This window comes from Agromyces flavus, from assembly GCF_900104685.1.
Taxonomy (GTDB): domain Bacteria; phylum Actinomycetota; class Actinomycetes; order Actinomycetales; family Microbacteriaceae; genus Agromyces; species Agromyces flavus.
Genome location: NZ_LT629755.1, coordinates 3,573,798 through 3,599,168, shown reverse-complemented (window position 1 = coordinate 3,599,168; position 25,371 = coordinate 3,573,798). Strand labels below are relative to the sequence as shown.

At 69.7% G+C, this 25,371-nt stretch carries 24 protein-coding genes; 12 read left to right on the top strand and 12 right to left on the bottom strand.

All coding sequences use genetic code 11. The features are described from left to right. Window positions 1-5: 5 nt before the first annotated feature. The 4 genes from BLT99_RS17085 to BLT99_RS17070 all read right to left on the bottom strand — a co-directional run bounded on the left by BLT99_RS17085 (window position 6) and on the right by BLT99_RS17070 (window position 4,667). A complete protein-coding gene (locus BLT99_RS17085) occupies window positions 6-1,409 on the bottom strand; it encodes a NosD domain-containing protein (protein ID WP_092675167.1) in 1,404 nt (467 codons plus the stop codon). Between the two features lie 27 nt (window positions 1,410-1,436). Next, window positions 1,437-2,276 carry a carbohydrate ABC transporter permease gene (locus BLT99_RS17080; RefSeq protein ID WP_092675164.1) on the bottom strand — a complete coding sequence of 280 codons (840 nt, stop codon included), beginning with the start codon at window positions 2,274-2,276 and terminating at the stop codon, window positions 1,437-1,439. Further along, window positions 2,273-3,127, bottom strand: a complete 855-nt coding sequence (locus BLT99_RS17075) for a carbohydrate ABC transporter permease (RefSeq protein WP_308209000.1) — start codon at window positions 3,125-3,127, stop codon at window positions 2,273-2,275. The genes BLT99_RS17080 and BLT99_RS17075 overlap by 4 nt, the downstream gene beginning before the upstream one ends. A gap of 220 nt (window positions 3,128-3,347) precedes the next feature. Further along, window positions 3,348-4,667 carry an ABC transporter substrate-binding protein gene (locus BLT99_RS17070; protein ID WP_092675161.1) on the bottom strand — a complete coding sequence of 440 codons (1,320 nt, stop codon included), beginning with the start codon at window positions 4,665-4,667 and terminating at the stop codon, window positions 3,348-3,350. Window positions 4,668-4,940: 273 nt separating this feature from the next. Here BLT99_RS17070 and BLT99_RS17065 point away from each other — a divergent pair, with 273 nt between their 5' ends. From BLT99_RS17065 to BLT99_RS17050, 4 genes are all read left to right on the top strand, one after another. Further along, window positions 4,941-5,498 (top strand): RNA polymerase sigma factor, encoded by a 558-nt coding sequence (locus BLT99_RS17065; protein ID WP_231945693.1) that lies wholly within the window; start codon window positions 4,941-4,943, stop codon window positions 5,496-5,498. Window positions 5,499-5,545: 47 nt separating this feature from the next. Continuing rightward, window positions 5,546-6,751, top strand: a complete 1,206-nt coding sequence (locus BLT99_RS17060; protein WP_092675158.1) for a hypothetical protein — start codon at window positions 5,546-5,548, stop codon at window positions 6,749-6,751. Between the two features lie 192 nt (window positions 6,752-6,943). Continuing rightward, window positions 6,944-8,332, top strand: a complete 1,389-nt coding sequence (locus tag BLT99_RS17055; protein ID WP_229724501.1) for an HNH endonuclease signature motif containing protein — start codon at window positions 6,944-6,946, stop codon at window positions 8,330-8,332. Window positions 8,333-8,605: 273 nt separating this feature from the next. Beyond that, complete coding sequence (locus tag BLT99_RS17050; RefSeq protein ID WP_092675155.1) at window positions 8,606-9,856, top strand: IS1096 element passenger TnpR family protein; 1,251 nt, start codon at window positions 8,606-8,608, stop codon at window positions 9,854-9,856. A gap of 184 nt (window positions 9,857-10,040) precedes the next feature. Here BLT99_RS17050 and BLT99_RS17045 read toward each other — a convergent pair whose 3' ends face one another. The 6 genes from BLT99_RS17045 to BLT99_RS17020 form a co-directional block, all read right to left on the bottom strand. Next, entirely contained in the window at window positions 10,041-10,469 is a 429-nt protein-coding gene (locus BLT99_RS17045; protein ID WP_092675152.1) for a DUF1761 domain-containing protein, read from the bottom strand. A 138-nt stretch (window positions 10,470-10,607) separates the two neighbouring features. Then, on the bottom strand, window positions 10,608-11,192 hold the full coding sequence (locus BLT99_RS17040; protein ID WP_092675149.1) for a DUF1697 domain-containing protein: 585 nt from the start codon (window positions 11,190-11,192) through the stop codon (window positions 10,608-10,610). A gap of 64 nt (window positions 11,193-11,256) precedes the next feature. Next, window positions 11,257-11,688, bottom strand: coding sequence for a hypothetical protein (locus tag BLT99_RS17035; protein WP_092675146.1), 432 nt, complete (start codon window positions 11,686-11,688; stop codon window positions 11,257-11,259). 5 nt (window positions 11,689-11,693) lie between these two features. Continuing rightward, a complete protein-coding gene (locus BLT99_RS17030; protein ID WP_092675143.1) occupies window positions 11,694-12,794 on the bottom strand; it encodes a LacI family DNA-binding transcriptional regulator in 1,101 nt (366 codons plus the stop codon). 17 nt (window positions 12,795-12,811) lie between these two features. Beyond that, window positions 12,812-13,741: a PfkB family carbohydrate kinase gene (locus tag BLT99_RS17025; protein ID WP_092675140.1), complete on the bottom strand. Its 930-nt coding sequence runs from the start codon at window positions 13,739-13,741 to the stop codon at window positions 12,812-12,814. Window positions 13,742-13,846: 105 nt separating this feature from the next. Next, window positions 13,847-14,863: an SIS domain-containing protein gene (locus tag BLT99_RS17020; protein ID WP_229724503.1), complete on the bottom strand. Its 1,017-nt coding sequence runs from the start codon at window positions 14,861-14,863 to the stop codon at window positions 13,847-13,849. Window positions 14,864-15,222: 359 nt separating this feature from the next. Between BLT99_RS17020 and BLT99_RS17015 the strand changes: the two genes are divergently transcribed. Genes BLT99_RS17015 through BLT99_RS16985 form a run of 7 tightly spaced genes read left to right on the top strand, consistent with a single transcriptional unit; the run spans window position 15,223 to window position 22,243 of the window. Continuing rightward, complete coding sequence (locus BLT99_RS17015; protein WP_092675137.1) at window positions 15,223-16,542, top strand: ABC transporter substrate-binding protein; 1,320 nt, start codon at window positions 15,223-15,225, stop codon at window positions 16,540-16,542. 19 nt (window positions 16,543-16,561) lie between these two features. Next, window positions 16,562-17,488, top strand: a complete 927-nt coding sequence (locus tag BLT99_RS17010) for a carbohydrate ABC transporter permease (RefSeq protein ID WP_229724505.1) — start codon at window positions 16,562-16,564, stop codon at window positions 17,486-17,488. Further along, window positions 17,482-18,318, top strand: coding sequence for a carbohydrate ABC transporter permease (locus BLT99_RS17005; protein ID WP_092675131.1), 837 nt, complete (start codon window positions 17,482-17,484; stop codon window positions 18,316-18,318). The genes BLT99_RS17010 and BLT99_RS17005 overlap by 7 nt, the downstream gene beginning before the upstream one ends. Further along, window positions 18,315-19,166 (top strand): sugar phosphate isomerase/epimerase family protein, encoded by an 852-nt coding sequence (locus BLT99_RS17000; RefSeq protein WP_229724508.1) that lies wholly within the window; start codon window positions 18,315-18,317, stop codon window positions 19,164-19,166. Before BLT99_RS17005 ends, BLT99_RS17000 begins: the two co-directional genes overlap by 4 nt. A gap of 38 nt (window positions 19,167-19,204) precedes the next feature. After that, the gene (locus tag BLT99_RS16995; protein WP_092675128.1) at window positions 19,205-20,218 is read left to right on the top strand and encodes an SIS domain-containing protein; all 1,014 of its coding nucleotides are present in this window, start codon (window positions 19,205-19,207) and stop codon (window positions 20,216-20,218) included. A 25-nt stretch (window positions 20,219-20,243) separates the two neighbouring features. Beyond that, the gene (locus BLT99_RS16990) at window positions 20,244-21,134 is read left to right on the top strand and encodes a PfkB family carbohydrate kinase (protein WP_092675124.1); all 891 of its coding nucleotides are present in this window, start codon (window positions 20,244-20,246) and stop codon (window positions 21,132-21,134) included. Continuing rightward, entirely contained in the window at window positions 21,131-22,243 is a 1,113-nt protein-coding gene (locus BLT99_RS16985) for an epoxide hydrolase family protein (protein WP_092675121.1), read from the top strand. The genes BLT99_RS16990 and BLT99_RS16985 overlap by 4 nt, the downstream gene beginning before the upstream one ends. Before the next feature lie 13 nt (window positions 22,244-22,256). Here the strand turns inward: BLT99_RS16985 and BLT99_RS17880 are convergent, their stop codons facing one another. Then, window positions 22,257-23,762, bottom strand: a complete 1,506-nt coding sequence (locus BLT99_RS17880) for a hypothetical protein (protein ID WP_197675507.1) — start codon at window positions 23,760-23,762, stop codon at window positions 22,257-22,259. A gap of 186 nt (window positions 23,763-23,948) precedes the next feature. Continuing rightward, window positions 23,949-24,485, bottom strand: coding sequence for a hypothetical protein (locus BLT99_RS16975; RefSeq protein WP_133988505.1), 537 nt, complete (start codon window positions 24,483-24,485; stop codon window positions 23,949-23,951). 68 nt (window positions 24,486-24,553) lie between these two features. On the opposite strand from BLT99_RS16975, the gene ppk2 reads away from it, so the two are divergent. Continuing rightward, on the top strand, window positions 24,554-25,369 hold the full coding sequence (ppk2, locus tag BLT99_RS16970) for a polyphosphate kinase 2 (RefSeq protein ID WP_229724510.1): 816 nt from the start codon (window positions 24,554-24,556) through the stop codon (window positions 25,367-25,369). Window positions 25,370-25,371 lie beyond the last annotated feature (2 nt).

The following is a 25,371-nucleotide window of genomic DNA, read 5'->3' as shown; positions in this document are numbered from 1 at the left end:
GCTCGTCATCGGCTGCCCTCCCGGAGTGCCTGCACGAGTGGCGCGGAGCCCGCGCGCGCGTGGTCTCCCACGGAGGGGATCGGGCGGAAGGCGTTGACCGCGGTGTCCACGATGACCTGGTCGGCCCGGCCGGAATCGAGGATCGTGTTGCGAGTCGACGCAGGGTCCACCAGGACGGTCGTCACCTCGAGCGGCTGCGACCCTTCGGTCGCCAGGAGGGCGTCGACCTGTGCCTCGAAGCACGAGTCACTCGCCGTGGCGGTGACATCCGTGGCCACGACGTGATTGGTGGAGATGAAGTTGTCGCTTCCCGATGCCAGTCGGATGATCACCGGCCTCGCACCGGCCGGCCGGATACGGCGCGATTCCACGACCTCGGAGACGTGGTTGCCGATCACCGAGTTCCCGCTGCCGCTGATGCTGACCAGCCCGGCGAGGTCGTCGAGGCCGTTGTCGACTCCCACGAAGGGCGTCCACGGCTCGTGGTCGCGGAGGAGGTGATTCGAGGCCACGAGGTTCTCGGAGCTGTCCTCGAGCACGACCATGCACGGATAGAACGAGTGCAGGCGATTGCCGGTCACGCTCGAACGCTGCACCCCGTGGAGATGGATGCTGCTCGCGCCGCGGGGGAAGACGTTGTTCGCCGTGATCAGCAGGCCGCCGTGGTGCTCGGCGTAGATGGAGGAGCCGTGCGGACCGGCGCCGATCAGGTTGTCGGTGATCTTCGACGCCTGCCCCCAGCCGCGCAGCTCGATGCACGACCCGCATTCCGCGATGAAGTTGTCGTGGATGGAGAGCGCGTCCGCGTAGTGGATCGTGAGCGCGTGCTCGAGGTAGACGAAGCCCATGCCGGTGATGCGCACCGAGTCGTTGGCGGTCTCGACCAAGATGCCGGTCTTGCCGTTCGCGTAGGAGTTCTCGGGGTTGCCGCCGGGGCTGGTCTCCGGATGGTCCGTGGTGAAGTGCAGCCCGTCGATGCTGAAGTCGACGAACTCCACCGAGCTGATGCGGGGGCTGCCGCTGCGCGCGACGCGGAAGGCCGCGCCATCCGCCTCGCTCTCGATCTGGTCGGCGGGGAGGTCGACCATGACTCGGCTGCCGCCCGGCCAGAGTTCGTGCAGCCCCGGCCACTCCCCTTTAGGGACATTGAACCGGATGCTCGACGACGCGAAGCCGTGCCCCGAGCCCTGTATCCGCAGGAAGCTGACGTCGATGAGCACCTGCGTGCGCAGGCGGTAGTCGCCGGGCGGGATGTGGATGACCGCGCCAGGCTTGCCCCGGCCGTCGGCGTGCGACTCGGCCTGGCGCGGCTTCACGTCGGCGATGATGCTGTTGATCACCTCGCCGAGGTCGTCGTAGGGGTCGCCGTGCGGCCATTCCGTCACGTCGTAGGTGTTTCTGCTGAGCATCGGTGCTCCGTTCGGGTCTCGGTCTCCTCAGCCCTTGACCGCGCCGAGCGTGAGCCCGGCGACGATGTGGCGCTGGAGGAGCAGGGTGAGCAGGATGACGGGAACGGAGTAGACCGCGGCGAGCGCCGTCATCCCGCCCCAGTCGAGGCCGAACTGCGTCTGGAAGTTCGCGATCACGATGGGCGTCGTCTGCGCGCGCACGCTCGTGAGGAGCAGCGCGAACAGGAATTCGTTCCACGACGCGAGGAACGCGAAGATCGCGGTCACGGCCAGACCGCCCGTGACGACGGGAATCACGACGCGCCAGAGCGCCTGCAGCCGTGAGCAGCCGTCGACCTTGGCGGCCTCGTCGAGCTCGTCGGGCACCGCCTCGAAGAAGCTCGCCATGAGCCAGATCGACAGCGGCAGCGAGATCGTCGTATGCGCGAGGGCCAGGCCGAAGGACGTGTCGGTGAGGCCGAGGTTACGCATGACCTCGACGAGCGGCGCGCCCACGGCGATCGTCGGCACCATCCGGGTCACGAGGGCCGCGACGATGAACACGCGGCCGCTCGGGGTGCGGAAGCGGGTGATCGCGTACGCCGCCGGCACCGCGAGCACGAGCGACAGCACGGTCGAGATCACGGCGGTGATGACGCTGTTGACGAGCGCCGCGGGAACGCCCTGCCGGCTGAGCGCCGACACGTAGTTCTCGAGCGTCCACACCTCAGGCATGACCGTCGGCGGCACGGCGATCGCGTCGAGCGGAGTCTTGAACGAGGTGAGCAGCAGGTACGCGAACGGGAAGCCGTAGAGCACGATCGCGAAGGCGAGCAGGGCCCAGAGGATGACGCGGCTCACGCGTCCGCGGGTCTCGAGCGGGTTCATCGTGCGTTCCCTCCCGGGCGCCAGATCAGGGCGATCGCGGCGATCGAGACCGCCAGCATCGCGATGAGGTAGACCGTGCCCATCGCGCTCGCGAGACCGGGGTCGCCGAAGCGCGTGAGCGTGCGGTAGATGAGCAGGCTGAGCGTGGTCGTCGAGCCCTGGGGCCCGCCATCCGTCTGGATGAGGATGATGTCGAAGGCGCGCGCGGCGTCGATGCCGCGGACGATGAGCGCGACGGCGATGACGGGTCGCAGCAGCGGGATGATGACGCTCACGAGCAGTCGCCAGTAGTTCGCACCGTCGATGCGCGCGGCCTCGACCACGTCGCCGGGGATGTTCTGCAGGCCCGCGAACAGCACGAGCGTGATGAACGAGGTCGTCAGCCAGATGTCGGGCAGCGCGACCGAGAACAGCGCGATGTCGGGGTCGCTCAGCCACTGGATCTGGTCGGGGCTCTGGATGATGCCCAATTCGAAGAGGAGCTGGTTGACGATGCCGAAGTTGTCGATCAGCAGGAACCGCCACAGCAGGCCCGCGACGACCGGCGCGATCATGAGCGGGTACATGAACAGCGTGCGGAAGGCGTTCGACCGGCGCCCGAGCGAGGTGAAGAGCAGTGCCACCGCGAGGCCGAGCACGAACTCCGCCGTGACGACGATGACCGTGTAGACGACCGTGCGCCACGCGGCCTCCTGGAAGGCCTCGGACCCGAACGCCGTGGCGTAGTTCTCGAACCCGACGAACTCCCGGGGCCCGCCGGCGATCGGCGAGATCTCGAAGAAGCTGTCGGTGACGAACTTCACGAGCGGCCAGCCCACGAACACCGCGAGGAAGATCGCGGCCGGGAGCATGAGCAGGAGTGCGAAGCGGCGGTCGCTGAGGCCGGTCGGGCGGCGGCGGGGTCGGAGGGCGGCGATGCGCGGCATCCGCCCGCCCCGACCGCCGATGTCGGTCTGGGGGTCGCCGGGGGCCACGGATGTCACGACCTCCGTGGCTGGCGAACCGGACCCCGTGGCCGGGGCGGCGAGTTCCGCCCCGGCCGGCGTGGTGCTGATCGTGGTGCGCATGTCGTTACTCGACGATCGCCTCGATCTGGGCCTTCGCCTCGGCGAGGAGCGCGGCGTTGTCGGCGCCCGGCTCCACCGCCTTCTGCAGCAGCGGCGTGAGCACGGTGTCGACGATCTCCTGCCACTGCGGCGTCGCCGGGCGGGCCAGGGTCTGCGGCGCGTTCAGCGTCTCGAGCAGGGCGGCGTAGTGCTCCTTGCCCTCCTCGCCCTGCTTCGACTCGAAGGCCGAGATGCGCGCGGCGAGGCCGAGCCACGAGTCCATCGAGAGCTCGTTGTGCTCGTAGGCGTAGGCGATGAAGTCCTTCGCCTCCTCCTGCTTGTCGGTCGCCGTCGGCACCGACAGGTACCAGGCGCCCGGAACGCCCGCGATGCCGCCGGGACCCGCGATCATCGGGGCCGCGCCGATGCTGTCCTTGACCACCGAGTCCTCGGGCGTGCCCGTGTACGCGTGGCCCCAGAACCGCATCATCGCGAGCTGGCCCTGGTAGAAGAGGTTCTGCGCGCCGGCCCAGTCGAGCTGTGCGGCGCCCGAGGGTGCGAAGGGCAGCAGGCTCGTGTAGTAGTCGAGCGCCTCGAGGTGCTCGGCGTCGTCGATCGTGACCTCGCCGCTCTCGGCGTCGAGCACCATGTGCTCCTCGCCGGCCTGCGAGACCGTCGCGAGCCACTCCGTCTCGACGGCACCCTTCACGTCGGTGCCGTAGAGGTCGACCTGTCCGTCGCCGTCGGTGTCGCGCGTGAAGAACTCGGCGACGTCGCGGTACTGCTCCCAGTCGGTCGGGGGCGCGAGCTCGTAGCCGTACTTCTCCTGGAACGCCGCCTGCTCGGCCGGATCCTCGAAGAGGTCGGTGCGGTAGAAGAGGATCTCGGAGTTGGTCCACACGGGCATGCCGACGAACGCGTCGTTCACCTGCGCCTCGCTCACGAGGCCGGGGAAGAGGTCGGACTTCACATCGTCGGTGAAGAGGTCGTCGAGCGGCGTGACGCCGTCGGCGAAGGCGCTGAGCCAGATCGCGTCGAGCGCCGCGACGTCGAACGACACCTGGCCCGAGGACAGCTCGGACGAGATGCGGTCGTAGAGGCCGTCGTACGGCAGCTCGACGAGCGTCACCTTGGTGCCGGTCTCCTCCTTGTAGGCGTCGGCGATCGGCTGCAGCTCGGCGAGTCCGCCGCCTTCGACGACGACCGTGAGCTCGTCGGTGCCCGACGCGTTCTCGCCCCCGCCGACGCCGCAGCCGGAGAGCGCGAGGGCGGCGGCGCTCACGGCGGCGAGCGAGAGGGTGAGACGGCGCGTGGCGGGCGCAATGGTGCGGGTGCGAAGCTTCATCACTTCGACTCCATTCGTGTCTGTGATTGGTGGGCGGGAAATGTTGGGGGCGGTGCCTAAACGTTTTGCCAAAACGTTTGATCAGACAGTAGACGCGGTCGGGATGATCCGTCAACTGTTGGCGGCCGCCAAAATCTCGCGACGCTCGTTTGGCGCTCCGAGGCGCCCGACACCCGGTCATCGCGGACGCATGGGGCCGCACCGTCCGATACCGATTCGACCCCGACTTGTGACTTCTGCTCGCCTTCCGACATTCCTAGAGTGAAGGGGGGTGTGCACGTGAACGAGGGCACTGGCACCGACGCCGAGCTCCTGCAGCGCGTGGCGAGCGGCGATCAACGGGCGTTGGCCGCCGTGTTCGATCGACACGCCCCGGCCGTGATGCGGTACGCGTGGGCGCTGGCGCCGGGCCGGATGGATGTCGAGGAGATCGTGCAGGACACGTTCCTGACGCTGTGGCGCAAGGCAGCCGACATCATTCTCGTCGAGACGTCGCTGCTGCCGTGGCTCCTCGTCACGTGCCGCAACTTCGGATTGAACGCCGTCAGGAAGGCGGCCCGCAATCGGGCGGAGCAGTTCGACGACACGGCACGCCGCTCCGACGTCGTCCGCGAGTATCACGATGCGGAAGCGGCGCGGGACGACCTGCGCTGGGTCCTCGACGAGATCGAACGACTCGAACCGATCGACCGGCAGGTGTGCGAGCTCTGCCTGGTCGAAGGCGTGTCCTACGCCGAGGCGGCGAAGCGGCTGGACCTCAGCGTCGGCGCAATCAAGCAACGCGTGTCCCGAAGCCGGGCCCGATTGAAGAAGGCGGTGACCCTCGAATGAAGACTCGACCTCCCACTGGGGACGACCTGACGCGCCTCCTCGTATCGATGAAGCGCAACGTGCTCGAGCGGGCCGCCCTCGAACCGGTGCCCGCGAAGCAGACGTCGATCCGCCGCCTCCTCGGGTTCGGTCTCGGCGTGGTCGCGCTTTTCGGCGTCGGCGCTGGAGCCGCAGTGGCGCTCATGGTGTCCGCGCCGCAGGATGACGCGGCGAGCCCGGTCGCCGACACGCCGGCGAGCACGCCGACCAGCCCGCCGACGACCGAGTACTCGGTGACACCCTCGAGCGCGCCGCCGCCACCGCCGGCACCCGCTCCCCCGATCACGGCGCAGCCGGCCTCCCGCTACGGCCTGGACTGCGGGAGCCTGGTCGATCCTGCCCTCGTGTCGGGCGTCTTCACGACGGACGTCGCCGCGATCGATCCGATCCTGTCGGAGTCCGGCGTCGGGATCGCGATCCCGAGGCGCGCGGCGATCCTCGCGGTCGGCGGCAGCGTGTGCGAGTGGTCGAACGGCGTGCCGATGAACGACCAGTACGGCACGGAGCCGGCTTACGTGGGCGTGACCGTCTCGGTCGTCCCGAGAGCCGCCGCGGGATGGAGCCAGTACGCGAACCAGCACGGGATGCCGGCCGATGAGCGTCAGTGCGATGCGACCTCGTGCTGGGCCAGCTCGGCCGTCGGTGACGCCTGGGTCACGGTCTCGGCCTTCGCCGGCGGCGGGTTCGCCGCGGATGCGTCGGGGTGGTCACCGCTCGTCGATGCCGTCGTCGCCACGGTGGGTGCAGCCGGACCGGCCGCCCCGGCGACGACGCCCGAGCGGATGTCGTGGCCGGTTGCCGAGGACTGCGAAGCACTCATCCCGCTCGACCAGGCGCGATCGATCACGGCCACGCCCGGCGCGCAGGTCATGATCGGGGCCGGCGGGTGGAGCGAGTGGGCCGAGGCCCGGCTGTACGCCGACGCGTGGGGCTGCGGCTGGGGCGTCGACGACATGAATCAGGTGGCGCGGGTGGACCGCCTCCACGACGGACGCTGGGCGTACGAGCGGATGCTCCAAGCCGGAACGTCCACTCCGATCGAGCTCGACGGCCTCGCCTCAGGCGAGGTGGCATCCATCCGCTGCGACGAACGGTACGGCACGACCTGCGCGGTGGACCTCGCGGTCGGCCAGGACTGGATCAACGTGTCGGCAAACGACGAGGCTACGGCGATCGCGCTCGCCGAGGTGCTGTTGGGTCGAGTCTCGGGCTGACCTGCGTTGCCCTCGGCTGCCGGAGCGGGCGATGTCGGCGGGGCCGGCGACGGCGACTCGACGGCCGCTACTGCCTCGGCCACCCCTCCTCCACAGGAGCGCGGAGCTCGCACTCCTCCACAGGGTAATTCGGCTGATCAGAGGTCCTTTCACGGCCGCTGGAGTGTCAGTGGGTCCATGCAGGATGGAGACATGGATCAGCCGTTGGATGCACTCGCACGCGACGTCGCCGAGTTGCGTGCGGCGTGGAGCGGCGCTCTGCCGGCCTTCGGAATGATGGACGGCCCGGCTCAGGTCGAGGTGGCGCAGATGAGCGACGCCGGGCTCGTGCGCGTGACCGACGCGCTCGCCCGAGTACGTCGAGACGCTGAAGCCCTGCTCGCGCGCGTCGCCGCCGAGGTGTCCACGCGCTCGAGCGCCGAGCGGCCCGAAGGCAACCTGGCGAGGGCGCAGGGGTTCCACAACCCGGTGCGGCTGATCGCCGCCTCGACCGGAGCGTCACGGGGCGAAGCGGCGAAGCTCATCGCGGTCGGCACCGCCACTGCTGAACGACAGACGTTCGACGGTGCTCGGCTGCCGTCGCGGCATCCGCACGTCGCCGCGGCGCTCGCGTCCGCCCTGATCGGCATCGATGCGGCTTCCACGATCACATCGATGCTCGAACGCGTGCGGGTGCGTGCCGATCCCGGGCTGGCCGACGCCGCCGAGGCCGCGCTGGTCGACCTCGCCGCACGGGTGCCGCTCGACCTGCTCACGCGCGGCGTGCGTGAGGCGGAGGCCAGGCTCGACCGCGACGGCGTCGAACCGCGTGAGGAGCAGCTCCGCGATGAGCGTTCCCTCACGATGCGCGAGGACTCCTCGGGCATGGTCCACCTGCACGCCCGACTCGACCCCGAGACCGCGGCACCGATCAAGGCCGCGATCGAGGCCATCGTGAGCGACGCACTGCGACGTCGCGAGCCGGCGTCGGGCCCGGGTCCGGTCGTCGAGGACCATCGCTCGATCCCCCAGGTCCAAGCCGACGCACTGGCCGCGATCGCACGCCACGCGCTGGGGTGCGAACAAACGCTCGCTCCGCTCGCGAAGGCCACCGTCGTGGTGCGCCTCGACTACGACACCCTCGTCGAAGGTCTCGGGCACGCGCGCATCGACGGCATCGATCAACCGATCTCCGCAACCACAGCCCGGCGGCTGTCGGCCGACGCCGAACTCATCCCGACGGTCATGGGCGGTGACGGCGTTCCGCTCGACCTGGGCCGCTCGGCCCGGCTCTTCACCCGCGCCCAGCGAATCGCACTCGCCGAGCGCGACGGCGGATGCGCGTCATGCGGCCAGAACATCGCCTACGTCGACGCGCACCACATCAGGTGGTGGGAACGCGACATCGGCCCGACCGACTTGAGCAACGGCGTCATGCTCTGTTCTTTCTGCCACCAACGGATCCACCGCGATGGATGGGAGGTTTGCGCCACCCGATCCGAAGTATGGTTCACCCCGCCGCCCCACGTCGACCCAGCGCAGACACCGCGACTCGGCGGCCGAGCGCGCTTCGCGCTGCCCGCGTTCCAGCCGGCCGCGTAGGCCTTGCGTGGGCCAGCGCGTGCAGGAGTCACGCCGCCGCCCTTCGCGACGTGCCCCACCCGACGAATCGTACGACTCGGGCCGGTATGTCGTCTCTGCGACGTCGCCGCTCGGGCAGCATCCACCGCGGAAACCACGACGGGCGAGCCTGAGGGCGAGCGGCAGGGTCGACGACCGTCACGATTCCTCCTCGACAACGCGTCGAGTCCGTCCATCGCGCACAGCTCGCCCAAGACGGAGAATTCGAGACCTCCGCGCGACGACCATGTCCCCATGTCATGGCGAACGAGCGCCCCACGCGCACATATCACGCTCCGCATCGACCTCGACGGTGTCGACCGGCCCACCTGGCGCTCCCTGATCCTCGATTCCGGGCTCGGCCTCTCCGCCCTGGCGGAGGCGATCGTGCTCGCGTTCGGCTGGACCGGCACCGGAACATGGCGCTTCGGGACGGCGCACACCCCGTGGTGGGGGCGTGAAGCAGACGCGTGGGGGTGTCGCGCCCTCACCCCGGCACGCCCCACGCACCACCGAATGCATCCCGACTACGACCAATGGTGGGAGCCTGAACCCGAACCCGCCTGCCGTCGCGAGTGGACCATCGGCGAAATCGCCGACCGCTTCGGCGACGGCCTCGAATTCGAGTACCGGCAACTCGAACTCGATGGCGTGCTGGGCGAGCCCGGCCCCACATGGCGCCATCGCATCGCGGTCACCGAACCGGACGCCGCGTCGTCGCGTTCGTCCGTGGCTCGCGTGGCGGTACTCGGCGGCGCCGGCACCGTGCCGCGCGTCGGCACCGAGAGCGCGTACGGTGAGCTGGCCGACCCGACGTCGCGTCAGGCGATGGACCACCTGTTCGAATCCGCCTTCCCCGCGCTGGCGGACAGCCTGCGCGACCCCACCGGCGACAGATGGGAAGCACTCGACGCCGCCACCGAAGGTGCGAGCGACGCGGCTCGACGCGCCCTTCGCATCGATCTCATCGAACTCGGGGTGCTCGAACCTGCGAAGGTCGATGACGCCCAGATGGCCGCTACGACCGCGCCGGTCCGCGATCTCCTGCGCTCCGCCGCATCGCCCGAGGGGATCGACCTGGCCGCCTCTGGGGCACTGGGCGAAGACCTCAGGGTGCTTCGCTTCGCTCGCGTTCAGAAGGGGCGATTGCTCACCCTCGCTGCGGTCCGCGAACGCCTGCTCGACGATCCCGCGGCGCTCTGGGGCACATTGGCCGAGCGGCTCATCAGGCCTGGGTCTTCCGCCTCCTACCTCGGGCGGTCTGAGGTCGCCGAACTCGCGATCGAGCTCGTGCTGAGCGACCAGCGCGATCACGGCCTCTGCGGGCGCGACGTGCGACGGTTCGCCTTCGACGAGGCGAAGCGCCGGGGTGGACGACGCGAACTCGGTGACGCCGAACTGAATCGAGCCAAGCGTCTGCTCGCCGCCATGGGTCTCACCGATGACGATGGTCGCGCCATCCATCCGGCCGCTCGACCGTTCGGCATCGCGATGCTCCGGAGCTGACCGTTCCACGGGTCGCCTCGTAGGCTTCGCAGCGCGGCGACGGCCCGGTGGGGCGACGCCGTCCAGAAGGCGCTCGCCCATCACGGTCGCGCCGGTCGCGGCCATCGATCTCGACCTGCGCCACCGATCATCCTGCACGCCGGCGCGCAGCGGATGTCGCGACACCCGGCTCCCGGGCCACCGGTCAGACCGTGCCGGCCGGCGGCCACACCCCGATGATGATGCCCATCACGACGAACGTGACCAGTTCGTGCGCGATGTTGATGATCGTGAGCGTCGAGGGACGCCCCTCGAACGCGTCGTGGGTGATGAACCGCGCGGCGGTGAAGCCGGCCCACAGGATGAGCGCAGTGAACAGCGCCGACATGAGGTAGCTGCCGCCGTAGAAGTGCCACGCGATGGTCGAGGCGCCCGCGAGCACCCACGCCGACACGAAGCTCACGATGAGGGTCACGATGAGCGGCATCACCGCGCTTCCGCCGCGATCCATGTCGACCCGGGCAAGGTTCGCCCATCGGTTGCCGAACACCGGGCGCGCGTACCAGATCGCGCCGACCGCCATGCTCGACAGCGTCGCCAGCACGACCGCCCAGTAGTTGATCTCGGGGACCATCTCCGCCTCCTCGTCGCGGCCATCGCCGCCGATCGCCTCGCGACCGGTCGCCTCCGGCGCCGTCGCTGGCCGAGAGCGTACTCCCGTCGAGGCGGCGGGATGTCGCAGCGCGCCGAACGCGCGGCCCGCCGATCGCGCTCACGACGCGTCGAGCTTGTCGAGCAGGGCCGTGCACGTCCGCCAGGTCCGCATCGTCATCTGCCGGCAGATCGGCATCGCCATGACCAGTTGGATGCGCGTCTTCGTCGCGCGCGCCGCCACGCGCGAGAAGTAGATCGCGCCCGGACCGGGCGTCACCGAATCCACGCCGTCGCGCAGGTCGGGGAACTCGGCGAGGGCGTCCGCAGCGGTGAGCGGGCGCTTGAGGAAGATCACCTCGCTGCGGAGCTTCGACGATCCGTGATCCGGCGGCGCGGCGTCGATCGTCGCGGCGAGTTCGTCCCGCGACCGCACCACGACGAGCAGCGGGATCCCGAACCGTTGCTCGAGCATCGCCTCGAGCTCGGTCTCGAGTGCCGCGCCCGTTCGGCGACGGGCGGTGAACAGCACGTTGCCGCTCTGCAGGTACGTGCTCACGTCGTCGTACCCGGCGTCGCGGAAGCTCGCGGCGAGATCGGCCATGCTGATCGCGTTCCGGCCCCCGACATTGACACCGCGCAACAGCGCGACGAACCGCGAACCGCTGCGCGCGCCATCCTGCGGTGTACCCCGAGCGGCGGTCATGAGCACATGGCTACCAGAGCGGGGCGGATGCCGCGACCCGGCCGACATCGACGTGCGCGAAGCGTCAGGCCGAAGCGGATGCCGCGCGCCGGCGCCAGAACCGCCAGGCGACGACGAACACGACCGCCGCGACCAGGCGCACCACGAGGTTGCCCACGAGCACCGCACTCGGCGCCGCGGAGAACAGGAAGACCAACTCGAGCAGCGCGGTCGCGAGGTGGAACACCACGAACGTCGCGACGATGAGACCCACGGCGGTCGGATCGGTCAGCCGCGCCGCGCCGAGCGAGAGCACGCCGATCGCCAACTCGGCCGCGGCCAGGAAGTACGACAGCAGGTAGCCGTCGGGGCCGAGCTCGATCCCGACCGTCGCCGGGATCGCGGCCGGCAGCATTGCGAGCACCACGGCCGCAGCGAGCGTGATCACGCCATGCGCGATGAACACGATGCCGAGCAGGCTTCGCCATGGGGCTCGAGCCGACCGCGCGGCGGGCATGGCGGTCATCGTCGGGCGCCCCCAGGCGGCGCGACCGACGCCCGCGACACGAGCGTCGTCTCGAGCGTGTGGCGCGACCGGGTCGTCGGCTCGCCGTCGATGAGCGCGAGCAGGGTCGCCGCGGCCGTCTCGCCGAGCTCGTGCATCGGCTGCGCGATCATCGTCAGCGGCGGGTCCATCACGGCGGCCCACGAGCTGTCGTCGAACCCGATCAGCGACACGTCGCCCGGGTAGGCGAGGCCGGCAGCGCGGATGGCGCGGAGCGACCCGGTCATGGCGTCGGTCTCGGTGCAGAACACAGCGGTCGGCCGGTCGGGCAGGGCGAGCATGCGGGCGACCTCGTCGATCGCGCGCTCCTCGGTCTTCACTCCCACCATGACGAGGTCGGGGTCGAACGGGATGCCCGCATCGTCGAGCGCGTCGAGGTAGCCGCGAAGGCGCTCGGCGTCGGTCCAGAGGTTCTTCGCCGCGGCCGCGAGCAGCTCACGGCGGGTAGCCGGGCGCGTGTCGGTCGTCGGGCCCCAAACGAAGCCGATGCGGGTGTGTCCGGCCCGGATCAGCGAATCCACCGCCTCGCGCGCGGCCTCCCGGTTGTCGATCACGACGGCGTCGAGGTCGAGGTGGGAGACCTCACGGTCGACGAGCACCACGGGGATGCCGTGCTCGATGGCGGCCGTGAGGTGCGCGACATCCGCTCGCTCGACGGCCGCCGACGCGACGATGACGCCGTCGACGCGCTTGTCGATGAGGACGTTCATCGCGGCGATCTCTTCGTCGAGCGACTCGTGCGTGCTCAGGACGATCGTGTCGAAGCCGCGCTCGCGCGACGTGTCGGAGATGCCGCGCACCACGCCCGCGAAGAACGGATTGCCGATGTCGGCGACGATGACGCCGAGCGTGTGGGTGATGCCCGTCGACATGCTGCGGGCCAGGGCATTCGCCCGGTAGCCGAGCTCCTCGGCGGCCGCGAGGACTCGCTCGCGGAGTTCGGGACTGACGTAGCCGTACCCGCCGAGTGTGCGGGCGGCCGAAGCGCGGCCGACACCGGCAGCCGCGGCGACCTCGGAGATCGTCGGGGGGCTGGAGGGCCGCTCGCGTTCCGCCATACCCCTGTGCCGACCCTTCACCCGTGCGCCTGGACAGACGCCATGCTAGCGGCGGCGGACTCCTCGGAGAGGGCGACGGGCTCCCCCGACGGGCGGGCGCGAGCGAATGCGCCCTCGACGAAGCACTGGTCGTACGCGGCGTCGGCGCCGGCTCGGAGCGCCACCGCGAACTGCTCGTTCGAGGGCGGCGCGTCACGGCGCCAGCCGGTCCCGAGCAGGGACACCACGAACCCGGCGAGGAACGCGTCGCCGCAGCCCATCGTGTCGACGATCGTGGAGGGATCGGCCACGAGTCGGGCCGGCGCAGACACCGTCACGGCGCCGTCGGTCACGATCGCGCCGTCGGTGCCGCGGGTCGCGAGGGCGACGGATGCCCCGCGGGACACGGCCTCGGCCAGCAGCGCCCGCGTCTGGTCGACGTCGAGGTGCGAGCACGACAGCAGCACGAGATCGGCGTGCGGCGCCACGCGATCGAGGTACTCGGGCGTGCGGAACTCGTCCTCGCTCGAGAGGTCGAACGACACGAGCTCCCGGGATGCCGCGAGCTTCGGAAGTTCCGCCTCGCTGCGCGAGTACACGCTCGAGTGCACGAGGTCGAACCCGGCGGCGTACTCGAGCAGGGCGTCATCCAGTACGAGCGGCGACCGCACCGTCACGCCGCCGCCGTTCCAGCCGAGGAACGTGCGCTCGCCGTCGTCTACTCGAAGTGCGGAGACCCCACTCTCCCCCGCCCGCACGACGCTCCGCGAGAGGTCGACGCCCTCGGCTGCGATCGCCTCCTGCAGCAGCGTTCCGGCCGCGTCATCCCCGAAGACCCCGAGGTAGCCCGCCTCGGCGCCGAGCCGGTGCGCGAAGACCGCGACGTTCACGCAGTTGCCACCGGGATAGTCGAGGCCGCGATCGAGGAAGCGATCCACGATGTTGTCGCCGAAGCCGAGTACGCGCATTGCCGCCTCCTGATGACGGGAAGTGTAGGGAAGGAAGGGTCGACGGATGCCCCGTCCCGCGCGCGGCGGGCACGGGGCCATCCGTTCACTCGACGCCTGGGTCGATCAGTACTCGACGACGCGGTAGTAGCGACGCAGGTCGAGCGAGTGGTCGCGCACGCGCTCGAGGTGCTTCGACACGCGGCCCATCACCGTGTCGAGCACGAGCGGGGCGAGCAGCCCGCGGAACTCGGGGCTGATGCCCTCGAGCTCGTAGTCCTTCGTGTCGAACACCGTGACGTCGTTCGAGACGCGCTTCACGAACCGCTCGACGCGGTCGGTGAGGGCGCGGGTCTCGTCCTCGCCCTGGAAGACGATGACGCTCGTGTCGGGCTCGAGGAGCTCGAGCGAGCCGTGGAAGAACTCGGCGCTGTGCACCCGAGTGGTGCGCAGCCACTGCATCTCCTCGAGGATGCACATCGAGTAGAGATAGGTGAAGCCCCACAGGTTCCCGCCGCCGACGAGGAAGTGGTAGTCGGCGTCGGCGTGCGCCTCGGCGAAGGCAGATGCCACGGGCTCGGCCTGCTCGGCGACGCGGACGAGGATGTCGGGCAGGCCGGCCAGCTCGTCGGCGAACTTCTCGTACCCCTCGAACTCGCCCCGCTCCGAGAGCAGCTTCGTCATGAAGAGCAGCAGCTGCGTGTCGAACGGCCAGGTCTTCGGCTCCGAGACGAGCGGGATGTCGACGGCCTGCGCGATGGGCGACTCGGGGTATCCGGTGAAGCCGATGGTGGTCACGCCGCGGGCCTTGCAGTACTCGATCGCGCGAAGGCTGTCGTCGGTGGTCCCCGACACCGAGGTGAAGATCGCGACCGAGTCGGAGCCGAGTGTGGCGTCGCCCGACTCGATGAGCTCGGCGGCGATCACGGATCGCACCGGGAGGGTCGAGCCGCGCCGCGCGAGGTGCTCGTACGGCCACATGGCCGCGTAGGTGCCGCCCGCGCCGATCAGGAAGAGGTTCGCGAAGCCCTGCTCCTGGAGGCGATCCACCACCTCCTCGATCTGCGGACGCAGCGCCACGGCGCTCGCGGTCTGGGTGCGGAACGTCGCCTCGTCGAAGCCGAGGATCGTGGTCTCGAGCATGGATGGTCCTTCCAACGGAGAGCTCGGATGATGCGGCATGTGGTACCGGTATCAGGTCGGCATCATGCTGACACACGGTCGTGGAGGCGTCAACACCGCTCGACGTCAGCATCGGTCTGGGATCGCCGTGTTGCTCGGATTTCCGCGCGATTCCCATGCTCCAGAGCGCATCACGACTTGCGCTGAGTGTTTCGAATGCGTCTCCATCCGGAGTCGATCTCGGAAAACTCTGGTACCGGTATCAGTTTCTGTGTAGAGTCGTGCCCCACCAACGCACCAGCGCCACTCCGATCCGACGGCGGATCCCCGGAGCACCCCTCCGGTCCGGTCCGGCATCCATCCCGAGTCGAAGGAAGACCATGCACGCACCGAGAATCACCGCACTCGCCGCGCTCGCCGCGGCATCCGCTCTCACGATGGCCGGCTGCGCCGGCGGCAACGCCGCCCCGGCCGCCGACATCACCGACGAGCCCGAGTACTCCGGCACCCTGAGCATCCTCACGAAGTTCGGCGGCGAGCCGCTCGGCCCGTACTTCGAGGACCTCGCCGCCGAGTACGAGGAGCTGCACCCCGACGTCACGGTCGAGCTCATCCAGGAGACCGACCAGAGCGTCAAGGACAAGACCAAGACGTTGACCGCCTCGGGCGCCCTGCCCGACATCTACTTCACGTGGACCGGCAACTGGGCCCAGAACTTCATCGACGGCGGCCTCGCCGCCGACCTGAGCGAGGTCATCGCCCCCGGCACCGAGTGGGGCGACACGTTCGGCGAGGCCTCACTCAGCGCGTTCGAGGTCGACGGGAAGTACTACGGCGTTCCGCTCTACAACAACGGCAAGTTCATGGGGTACAACACCGCGATCTTCGACGAGGTCGGCATCGACGTGCCGAACACCTTCGAAGAGCTCATCGAGAGCTGCGGTCCCATCCGGGAGGCCGGCTACGAGCCCATCGCGTTCGGCAACAAGGACGGCTGGCCCGCCCTGCACTACCTGCAGCAGCTCTTCGCCTACAACGTGCCGAGCGACATCCTGCAGGCCGACTTCTCGCCCGAGACCGCCGAGCTCGACCACCCCGGGTACCTCGCGTCGCTCGAGCAGTTCAAGACACTGGTCGACGAGTGCACCGACACGGGCACCGGCACGAACGGCGTGCTGTACACCACCGCGCAGGAGGCGCTCGCCGGCGGCCGCGCGGCCATGTACTACCAGGAGATCCTCGAGTTCGACACGGTGACCGCCGAGGGCAACGCGCTCACGCCCGAGCAGTTCGGCATCTTCCAGCTGCCCGTCCCCGAGGGTGCCGAGGGTGAGCCGGGAGCGATCGAGGGTTCGCCCGAGGGCTACCTCATCAACGCGAAGTCGCCGCGGGCAGCTCTCGCCGTCGATTTCATGAAGTTCGCGACGACGCTCGAGAGCGCGACGACGCTCTCGTCGCCGCCGTACGGCCAGCCGAGCACGATCGTCGGCGCCGTGACCCCCGAGACCTCGAGCGTCCCGGTGTTCGACGGCATCACGAAAGTGAACGAGGCATCCGAGATGGTCATCTGGCTCGACACCGTGACCGTCCCCGAGGTCGCGGACGCCTGGCTCGCCGGCGGCGAGGCCCTGATCAGCGGCGGCTCGACGCCCGAAGAGATCCTCGAGAGCGTGCGGAATGCTTCTGACTCAGCTCGATAGGACCGAGACGCGGGCGACGGTGGCACTCACCACCGTCGCCCCGCCCCCTCGGGCACCGCGGCGCCGCGGCATCCGGCGCCTGCTCGGCCTGGCCTGGATCCTCCCGGCCGTCGTCGTGCTCGCGGTGTTCGTCTACCTGCCGCTCGTGCAGAACCTCGGGTTCTCGACGCTCGAGTGGGACATCTACAGCGGCAGCCAGGAGTTCATCGGCGCAGAGAACTACCAGCGACTGGCGGCAGATCCGATCTTCTGGTCGTCGCTGTGGAACAACGTGCTCTACGCCGTCGTCTCGCTCGTCTTCCAGGTGTTCGGGGCGATCGTGCTCGCCGCGGTGATCGAGAGCATCCGCCACGACCGGTGGCGTCGCGGGCTGCGCGCGATCTACTTCGTGCCATCCGCCATCTCGCTCACGGTCGCCGGCCTGCTCTTCTACTTCATCTACGAGCCCAACCTGGGCCTGCTCAACCACGCGCTCGACGCCGTGGGCCTCGGAGCCTGGGCGCAGCCGTGGCTCGGGCAGGAGTCGACGGCGATGATGGCGATCATCGTGATGAGCCAGTGGCAGGGCTTCGGCTACTCGACGCTGCTGTTCGCGGTCGCGATCCAGCGCATCCCGTCCGAGCTCTACGAGGCGGCGGCGATCGACGGCATCGGACCCGTCCGCCGGTTCTTCACCGTCACGCTCCCCCTCGTGCGCGAGATGACCGGACTCATGATCATCGTCACGATCTCGGGTGCCTTCCAGGTCTTCAACGAAGTCATGGTCATGACCTCGGGCGGGCCCAACAACTCGACCCAGGTGCTCGGCACATGGCTCTACCGCAACGGCTTCGTGCGAAACGACTTCGGCTACGCGGCCGCGATCGCGACGGTCATCTTCGTCATCACGCTCGCGATCGCCCTCGTGCAGCTCTGGATCAACCGTCGCAGAAGGGTGGAATGGTGACCCGACTCGCCTTCACCGGGGCCATCGGCCGCGTGTTCATGTGGACGTTCCTGCTCTGCCTCGTGGTGGTGGTCGTCTACCCGCTCACGTGGATGGTGCTCAACGGCTTCAAGTCCAACGCCGAGCTGTTCGGCAACCCGTTCGCCCTGCCGCTGCAGTGGGGCTGGGACAACTACGCCGACGCGTGGAACCGCGGCGTGAGCAACTACCTCACGACGAGCATCCTCGTCACGGTCACGTCGACGATCGCCACGGTGTTCATCAGCGCGTGGGCGGCGTACGGCCTGACGCGCGTCGAGATCCCCTGGTCGCGCACGTGGTCCACCGTCATCCTCGGCGGCCTCATGCTCGCACCGACCGTCGCGCTCGTGCCGCTCGTCAAGATGTTCCAGGCGATGGGCCTCTACAACACCTTCTGGGCGCTGCTCATCCTCTACACCGCGTTCCGCATCCCGTTCACGACGTTCCTCATCCGCGCGTACATGATCGACCTGCCGCGCGAGGTCGACGAGGCGGCCGAGGTCGACGGCGCGAGCCGATGGACGTCGTTCTGGCGCATCATCCTGCCCATGTGCCGGCCGATCATCATCTCGGTCGTCATCCTGCACATCCTCTTCGCGTGGAACGAGTACCTCTTCGCGATGGTGTTCACGAGCGGCACCGACATGCAGACCCTGCCCGTCGGCCTCACGAGCCTGATGAGCAAGCACGGCACCGACTACCCCGTCGTGTTCGCCGGCATGGTCATCGCCGCACTGCCGGTCGTCGTGCTCTTCTTCGCGTGCCAGCGGTACTTCGTGAAGGGCCTCGCCGACGGGATCGGGAAGTGAGCGCCATCCGCCTCGAGCAGTTCACTGGCTCGAACTTCTCGTACCAGCACCTGCCGTTCGAGCGGTTCCTCGACGACATGGTCGACCTCGGCCGCGAGCGGGTGGAGCTCTGGGGCACCGCGCCGCAGCTGCACGTGCCGCAGCTCTCGAACGAGGAGGCGCGCGGCATCCGCCGTCGCATCGATGAGCGCGGGCTCGCCGTGCAGTGCCTCACGCCCGAACAGGTGATCTACCCCGTCAACGTGGCCTCGCCGTCGCCGTGGCTGCGGGCCTCCAGCATCGGCATGTTCCGGCGGGCGGCAGAGCTCTGCGTCGAGCTCGGGGCGCCGCTGCTGTTCCTGACGCCCGGCCGCGGGTTCGAGAACGAGGCGACGGATGCCGCGTGGCGCCGGTCCGTCGATGCGATCGGCGAGATCGCGGCCTACGCGGGCCGACTCGGCGTCTCGTGCGTGCTCGAGCCGCTGCAGCGCGTCGAGTCGAACCTCGTGAACGACGCCGCGACGCTCGCGCATATGCTCGACGAGATCGCGGCGCCGAACCTCGGCGCGGCCCTCGACACCGTCGCGATGGCGGTGGCCGGAGACACCGTCGACGCCTACTTCGACCTGCTCGGCGACCGCATCCGTCACGTGCACCTCATCGACGGCAGGCCCAACGGACACCTCGCCTGGGGCGACGGCGAGCTGCCGCTGGGTTCGTACCTCGAGGCGCTCGGCCGGCGCGGGTATGACGGATGCCTCACGTTCGAGCTCTTCGGCGACGGGACCTACGCGTTCGACCCTCGCCTCGCGCTCGAACGGTGCTTCGCCGCGGTCGAGCGCGAGCTCGTCGCTGCGGCGACCGCCTGAACCATCCCCTCACCTCCCACCAGACCGAAAGGACCACCATGCTCAACTTCGACGAGGAGCGCTTCCTCGACATCCAGGCCGGCGCGGTCGCCCTCGCCGACCGCATCGACGCGTTCATCGGCGAGCGTCTCGCGGCCGGGGCGATCAACCTCTTCTTCGTGGGGTCGGGCGGCGCCGGCATCCTCATGGAGCCCGCTGCCCGCCTGCTCCAGACGCGCTCGACGTTCCCGACCTTCCTCGAGATGCCGGCCGAGCTCGTCGAGGCCGGGTCGGTGCACCTCGGTCCTGGCTCGATCGTCGTCATCCCCTCGTTGTCGGGGACCACGCTCGAGAGCATCCGGGTGCTCGAGTACGCGAAGGAGCGCGGCGCGACCGTGCTCACGCTGACGGGCCACGCCGATACCCCGCTCGCCGAGGCCGCCGACGTGAACCTCACGACGTTCGCCGCGGATGACACGTCGAGCGAGACCTTCTCGATCCAGTCGCTGCTCATCGCCCTGTCGGTCATGCGGGCCCGAGGCGAATTCGACGCCTACGACGACGTGCTCGCCCAGCTCCAGACGCTTCCCGACGCGCTGCTCGGCGTGAAGCGCGGGTTCGAGGAGCGGGCGGCCGAGCTCGCACGCATCATCGCGGCATCCGACTACCACATCATCACCGGCGCGGGCGCGAGCTGGCCGGAGGCGTTCTACTACGGCATGTGCATCCTCGAGGAGATGCAGTGGATCCGCACGCGACCCGTGCACGCGTCCGACTTCTTCCACGGCACGCTCGAGCTGCTCGAGCCGGGAGTGAGCGTCATCGCGCTGAAGGGAGAGGACGCCGGGCGCGCGCTCGTCGAGCGCGTCGAGGCATTCGTGCCGCGCATCACCGACACGCTCGAGGTGATCGACACCGCCGACTTCGAACTGCTCGGCTTCACGCCCGAGGTGCGCGCCCTGCTCGCTCCGGCGCTGCTCGCGACCGCACTCGAGCGGGTGAGCGCGCACCTGGAGGTGCTGCGCGACCACCCGCTCACCACGCGCCGCTACTACCGGCAGCTGCAGTACTGACGGGATCGCGGGTCGGGGGCATGAGGTGAGCGCGGCTGGGGGTTCGGGGTCGGGCGTCGACCGCGCGCCGGTCATCGCCGCCGTCGGCGACAACACGATCGACCGGTACGTGGGCGACGAATCGGTGCACTTCGCGGGCGGCAACGCGTTCAACGTCGCCGCGCAGATCGCGACGCACGGCGGTTCGGCCGCGTACTTCGGTGCGGTCGGCCGCGATGCGCACGCCCGCACCATCACGAGCGCGCTGCGCCGCGCCGGAGTCGACGACGTGGGCCTGGTGACGATGCCGGGGCCCACGGCGATCACGACCATCCGCGTCGACGGCGGAGAGCGGTCGTTCGAGTCCGAGGAGTTCGGCGTGACGGCGGATTACTTCCCGAGCGACTCGCACGTGGCGCTGCTCTCCCGGTCCCGATGGGTGCACGTCGGCATGCTCCCCGACGCCGATGAGCTGCGATATCGACTCGCGCGCCTGCGTGCGGGGCGGGATGGTGCTGGTCCGGTGATCAGCCAGGACTGCGCCGTCTCCACGGGGTTCGCCGACCTCGACGTCGCCTTCGGATCGGTCGGCGAGGACGGCGATGCGCGAGCGTGGTCCGACGAGGCGCTCGCCGGCGGTGCGCGGTTCGCGATCGTGACGCGCGGTGCGGCCGGAGGCCTGGCGACCGACGGGTCGTCGTGGTTCGAATGGGACGCCGTGCCCGCCGACGTCGTCGACACGACGGGCGCGGGCGACGCGTTCATCGCCGGGTACCTCAGCGCGCGATTGGATGGATGCGCGCAACGATCGGCGCTCGGGCGCGGTGCGCTCTGGGCGGCCGAGGCGTGCGGCCATCGGGGCGGATGGCGCGATGCCGGCGGGGACCGTTCGGCGCCCCGTCGGGTGTCGGTCGCCCCGCCTAGTCTCGGAGGATGACGGCTCCGGAGCCCTTCACGATCCACGTACCCGACGAGGTCCTCGACGATCTACGCGATCGGCTCGAGCGCACCCGGCTGCTCGACGACTCGCCGCGCACGCCGCCCTCGGGTATGAATGCCGCGTACCTTCGTTCGCTCATCGACTCCTGGGTGGCCTGGGACTGGCGTGCGCGCGAGGCATGGCTGAACGGGCATCCGCAGTTCCTCGCGCAGATCGACGATGCGAGCGTGCACTTCGTGCACGTGCGGTCCGAGCAACCCGACGCGCCGGCGTTGCTCGTGATGCACGGCTGGCCGCACACGTTCGCCCTGCAGCTCGACTTCGCAGACCGCCTTCCCGACCTGCACGTCGTGGTCGCGAGCCTGCCGGGATTCGCGTTCTCCTCGCCCTACGCCGACGGCCCGATGACCGAGCGGCGCCTCGCCGACACGATGCACCGGCTCATGACCGAGGTGCTCTGCTACGAGCGCTACATCACCTACGGCGAGGATGTCACGGCGAACGTCAGCGACCTCATCGCCGCCAGTCACCCCGACCACGTCGCCGGCATCGTCGCGACGCACTCGCACTTCCCCACCTACGCCGAACGCGAGGCGCTCACCGATCCCGACGAGCATGCCTTCTTCGCGGCGCTCGCCGAGAAGCACGAGACGGATGGCGCCTACGGCCACGTGCAGTCGACCCGGCCCGACACGCTCGCGGTCGCCCTCAACGATTCACCCGCGGGCCTGCTCGCGTGGATCGCCGAGAAGCTCGTCGAGTGGAGTGACACACCCCCGGGCGAGCCGGCCGCCGTCGAACGGCGCATCTCGCGCGACCGCATCCTCACCGAGGCGATGATCTACTGGGTCACCCAGTCGATCCAGTCGTCGTTCCGGCCGTACTACGAGGGCGCCGACACGCCCGATCCGATCCCCCCGACCGACGTGCCCGCCGCGGTGTGGATCCAGCGGCACGAGGGCACGTACCCCGAGTCGCTGGCGCGGCGGCACTATCGCGACCTGCGCTGGTTCGACCGGCTCGACGAGGGCGGGCACTTCGCCATCGCCGAGGTGCCCGACGAGATGGCCGATCGGGTGCGGCGGTTCATGGCGATGATCGGCTGAGGCTGCCGGGCAGTCAGTGCGAGCCGAGCGCGCGGCGGGCCAGGCGGTACTTCTCGATGAGGCGGAGTTGCACGTCGTAGTCGAGACGGCGGAGGCGCCACCTCGCGGTGTTGTCGTCGATGTCGGCGAGCTTCACGCGGCGTGCGGCCGGGTGGGAACGGATGCGGGCGTAGTACTCCTCAGGCGGAACCTCCGAGCTTCGCGTCAGCAGCCGCACGATCTCGATGATCTCGGGGCGCACGCCGGCCTCGAACAGTTCCTCGGGTGTGATCGCCGTGTCTTCGAGCACGTCGTGCAGCCAGGCGGAGGCCGCCTCGATCGGCTCCGTCGCCGGGTCGAAGCGCTCCGAGATGCGACCCGGATGGTCGATGTAGGGCAGGCCGCTGCGGTCGAGTTGACCACGGTGCGCGATGAAGGCGATGCCCTTCGCCAGCGCGACCTGCTCCAGGGCATCGGCCTGCGACATCGGCGAGGGGTGAGTGTCGGGCGCGGGGCGGAGGGTGTGCGCGTGCGTCGGGACCGGCGCGGATTGAGCGATGGGGTCCGAGATCTCGTCGGCGTCCGCCGAAATGGCGCCGGCCTCAGCCACCGGCTCGGCGTCGACGTCGGGCGCGTCGATGTCGGGCTCGACGTCGACGGATGTCTCGTGTGGCGCCTCGCGGAAGGTCGAGCGGCGCGCGGAGGCGACCATCTCCTCGAACTCCTCGGTCATGGGATCGACCGCCGGCGGCTCGATCGGGGTCGCTTCGGTCGCCGGGTCCATCGGGTCGAGCACCGGTTGCACCTCCTCGGGGTGGGGCGGCGGGTCCGCCGAGATCTGGGGCTCGTCGAGCGACGCCGTGTCGAGGAGCACCGCACCTTCGGGCACCGCTTCGTCGGGGAACCTCGTCTGCTCGTGTCCGGCGTCGTCGGCATCCGCTCGGTCGAGCACCGCGTGCGGCGGCTCGACCTCGGAGTGGGGCGTGACTCTGTCGGGCGGCTCGACCGCCACCCCGGCTTGTGCGGCGGCCGGCGACTCGGCCGCGGCCTCATCATCGGCCTCATCGACCTCCGCGACCTCGGCGATCGGGTCGCGCCCGCGCACCGGACGCACGAACCGCAGCTCTGCCTCGAGCTCCCCGAGCTCGCGCTCGTCGAGCTCGAGCAAGGACCGCTCGCCGCCCTCGTTGCGGCGGTCGAACGCCGCGACGTCGATCTCGGTCAGGCGCGCACCGTCGCGCGTCGTGAAGTACCGGCGGCGCGTGCCATCCGTCACCGCCACGATGACCGCGTCGAAGTCGCCGCTCGGCTCGAGGCTGCTGAGGAAGTAGCGGCGCCGGTCGCCGTACGGCAGTCGCGGCACCTCGACCGCCGGAACCTCGACGGGTTGCGCATGCGCTCCGGCCCGAACGCCGTCGTCACCTTCCGACCGCGCTGCCACCCCGATCACCGGTCCGCCGGCACCGCCGGGCGCAGCGCCGCCGGCCGGCACGGGCGCGCCGAACCCGAACACGGGCTCGTTGTCGATGGGGGCGGTCAACCGAACTCCAGGGGGATGCCCGCCCGCCATGTCGGCGGACGGATCGGACGGTCGTCTGATCGGGATTCAGGTTCGAACGCGGCGGGCGGGGGACCCGTGCGTCCTCCGATGGTACGACTGCACCTCCCATGCGCGCGATGGCGTGTCGGCATGGCGCAACTCGGGGCGGAGCGCGCACGCGGCGCCTCAGGCGGGTCGGTCGAAGGTCTCCTTCGCGACGCGGAATGATTCCGACCCACTCGCCGGCTCGATCCGCACGACGAAGTCGGGCAGCGCGGTCGAGGTGGGCCTGCCATCCGGGCCCTTCGAATCCGGCTCCTCATCCCACGCGACGAGCGTCGTCCGGACGGCGTAGCGTCCCGCGACGAGCGGCACGCTGAGCGGCGCCTCGCTCGGATCTCCGACGGATTCGAGTCCGCTCAGGCACGCCGTGGCGCCCGCGATGACGAGGAGGTAGTGGTCGCTCGTCACGATCGCGTACCGCTGCTCCCGCTCGGTCAGCTCATCGGGGGCGACCACGACTCGGACGCCGTAGGCGCCGTCGAATCGGATGTTGACGGGCACCAGCTCGCCCGCCCGGATGGCGTCCGGAAGTCGCTCGTTGACGCGCTCCTCCCACGCGTCGTACCCGTCGACGTCCTCGAACGCCGAGGTGTCCCACAGTGCGAGCATCCCGGCACCCGTGGAGGCGGTCACGACTCCAAGACCCGCGGGTGCGTCCATCCGCTCAGTATGGAGTCGCGCGGCGCCGCGGCGCGACATCCGCTCTAGGCTTCAGCAAGGGGTGCCCGATGAGCAGACGGATGCCGAAGGCGCTGTACGAGGCCGAACTCGAGCGCCTGCAGGCGCAGCTCGTTGACATGCAGGCCTGGGTGCAGCAGTCGGGCGCACGCATCGTCGTGATCTTCGAGGGCCGGGATGCCGCGGGCAAGGGTTCTGCCATCAAGCGCGTGAGCGAGTACATGAACCCGCGCGTCACGCGCATCGTCGCGCTGCCGACGCCGAGCGCACGCGACAAGACGCGGTGGTACTTCCAGCGCTACGTGCCGCACCTGCCGGCCGGCGGCGAGATCGTGCTCATGGACCGGTCCTGGTACAACCGCGCGGGCGTCGAGCGCGTCATGGGGTACTGCACCAACGAGGAGTACCACCGCTTCCTGCATCAGGCGCCGATCTTCGAGCGCATGCTCGTCGAGGACGGCATCATCCTGCTCAAGTACTGGTTCAGCGTGTCCGACGTCGTGCAGGAGGAGCGGTTCCGCTCGCGCGCCGAGGACCCGATGCGGCGGTGGAAGCTCAGCCCCAACGACGTGCTCTCGATCACGAAGTGGGAGGACTACTCGCGCGCGAAGGACAACATGTTCCTCCACACCGACATCGCCGAGGCGCCCTGGTACGAGGTCGAGAGCGACGACAAGCGCCGGTCGCGGATCAACATGATCGCGCACCTACTCTCGAAGGTGCCGTGGGAGCACGTCGAGCCCGAGGTGATCGAGATCCCGCCGCGGCCGCCCGCCGGCGGATACGAGCGGCCGCCCCGGTCGTGGACGAACTCGGTGCCCGACTACGCGGCGGAGCTCATGCGGAAGGCGGAGAAGGACGGGTAGGT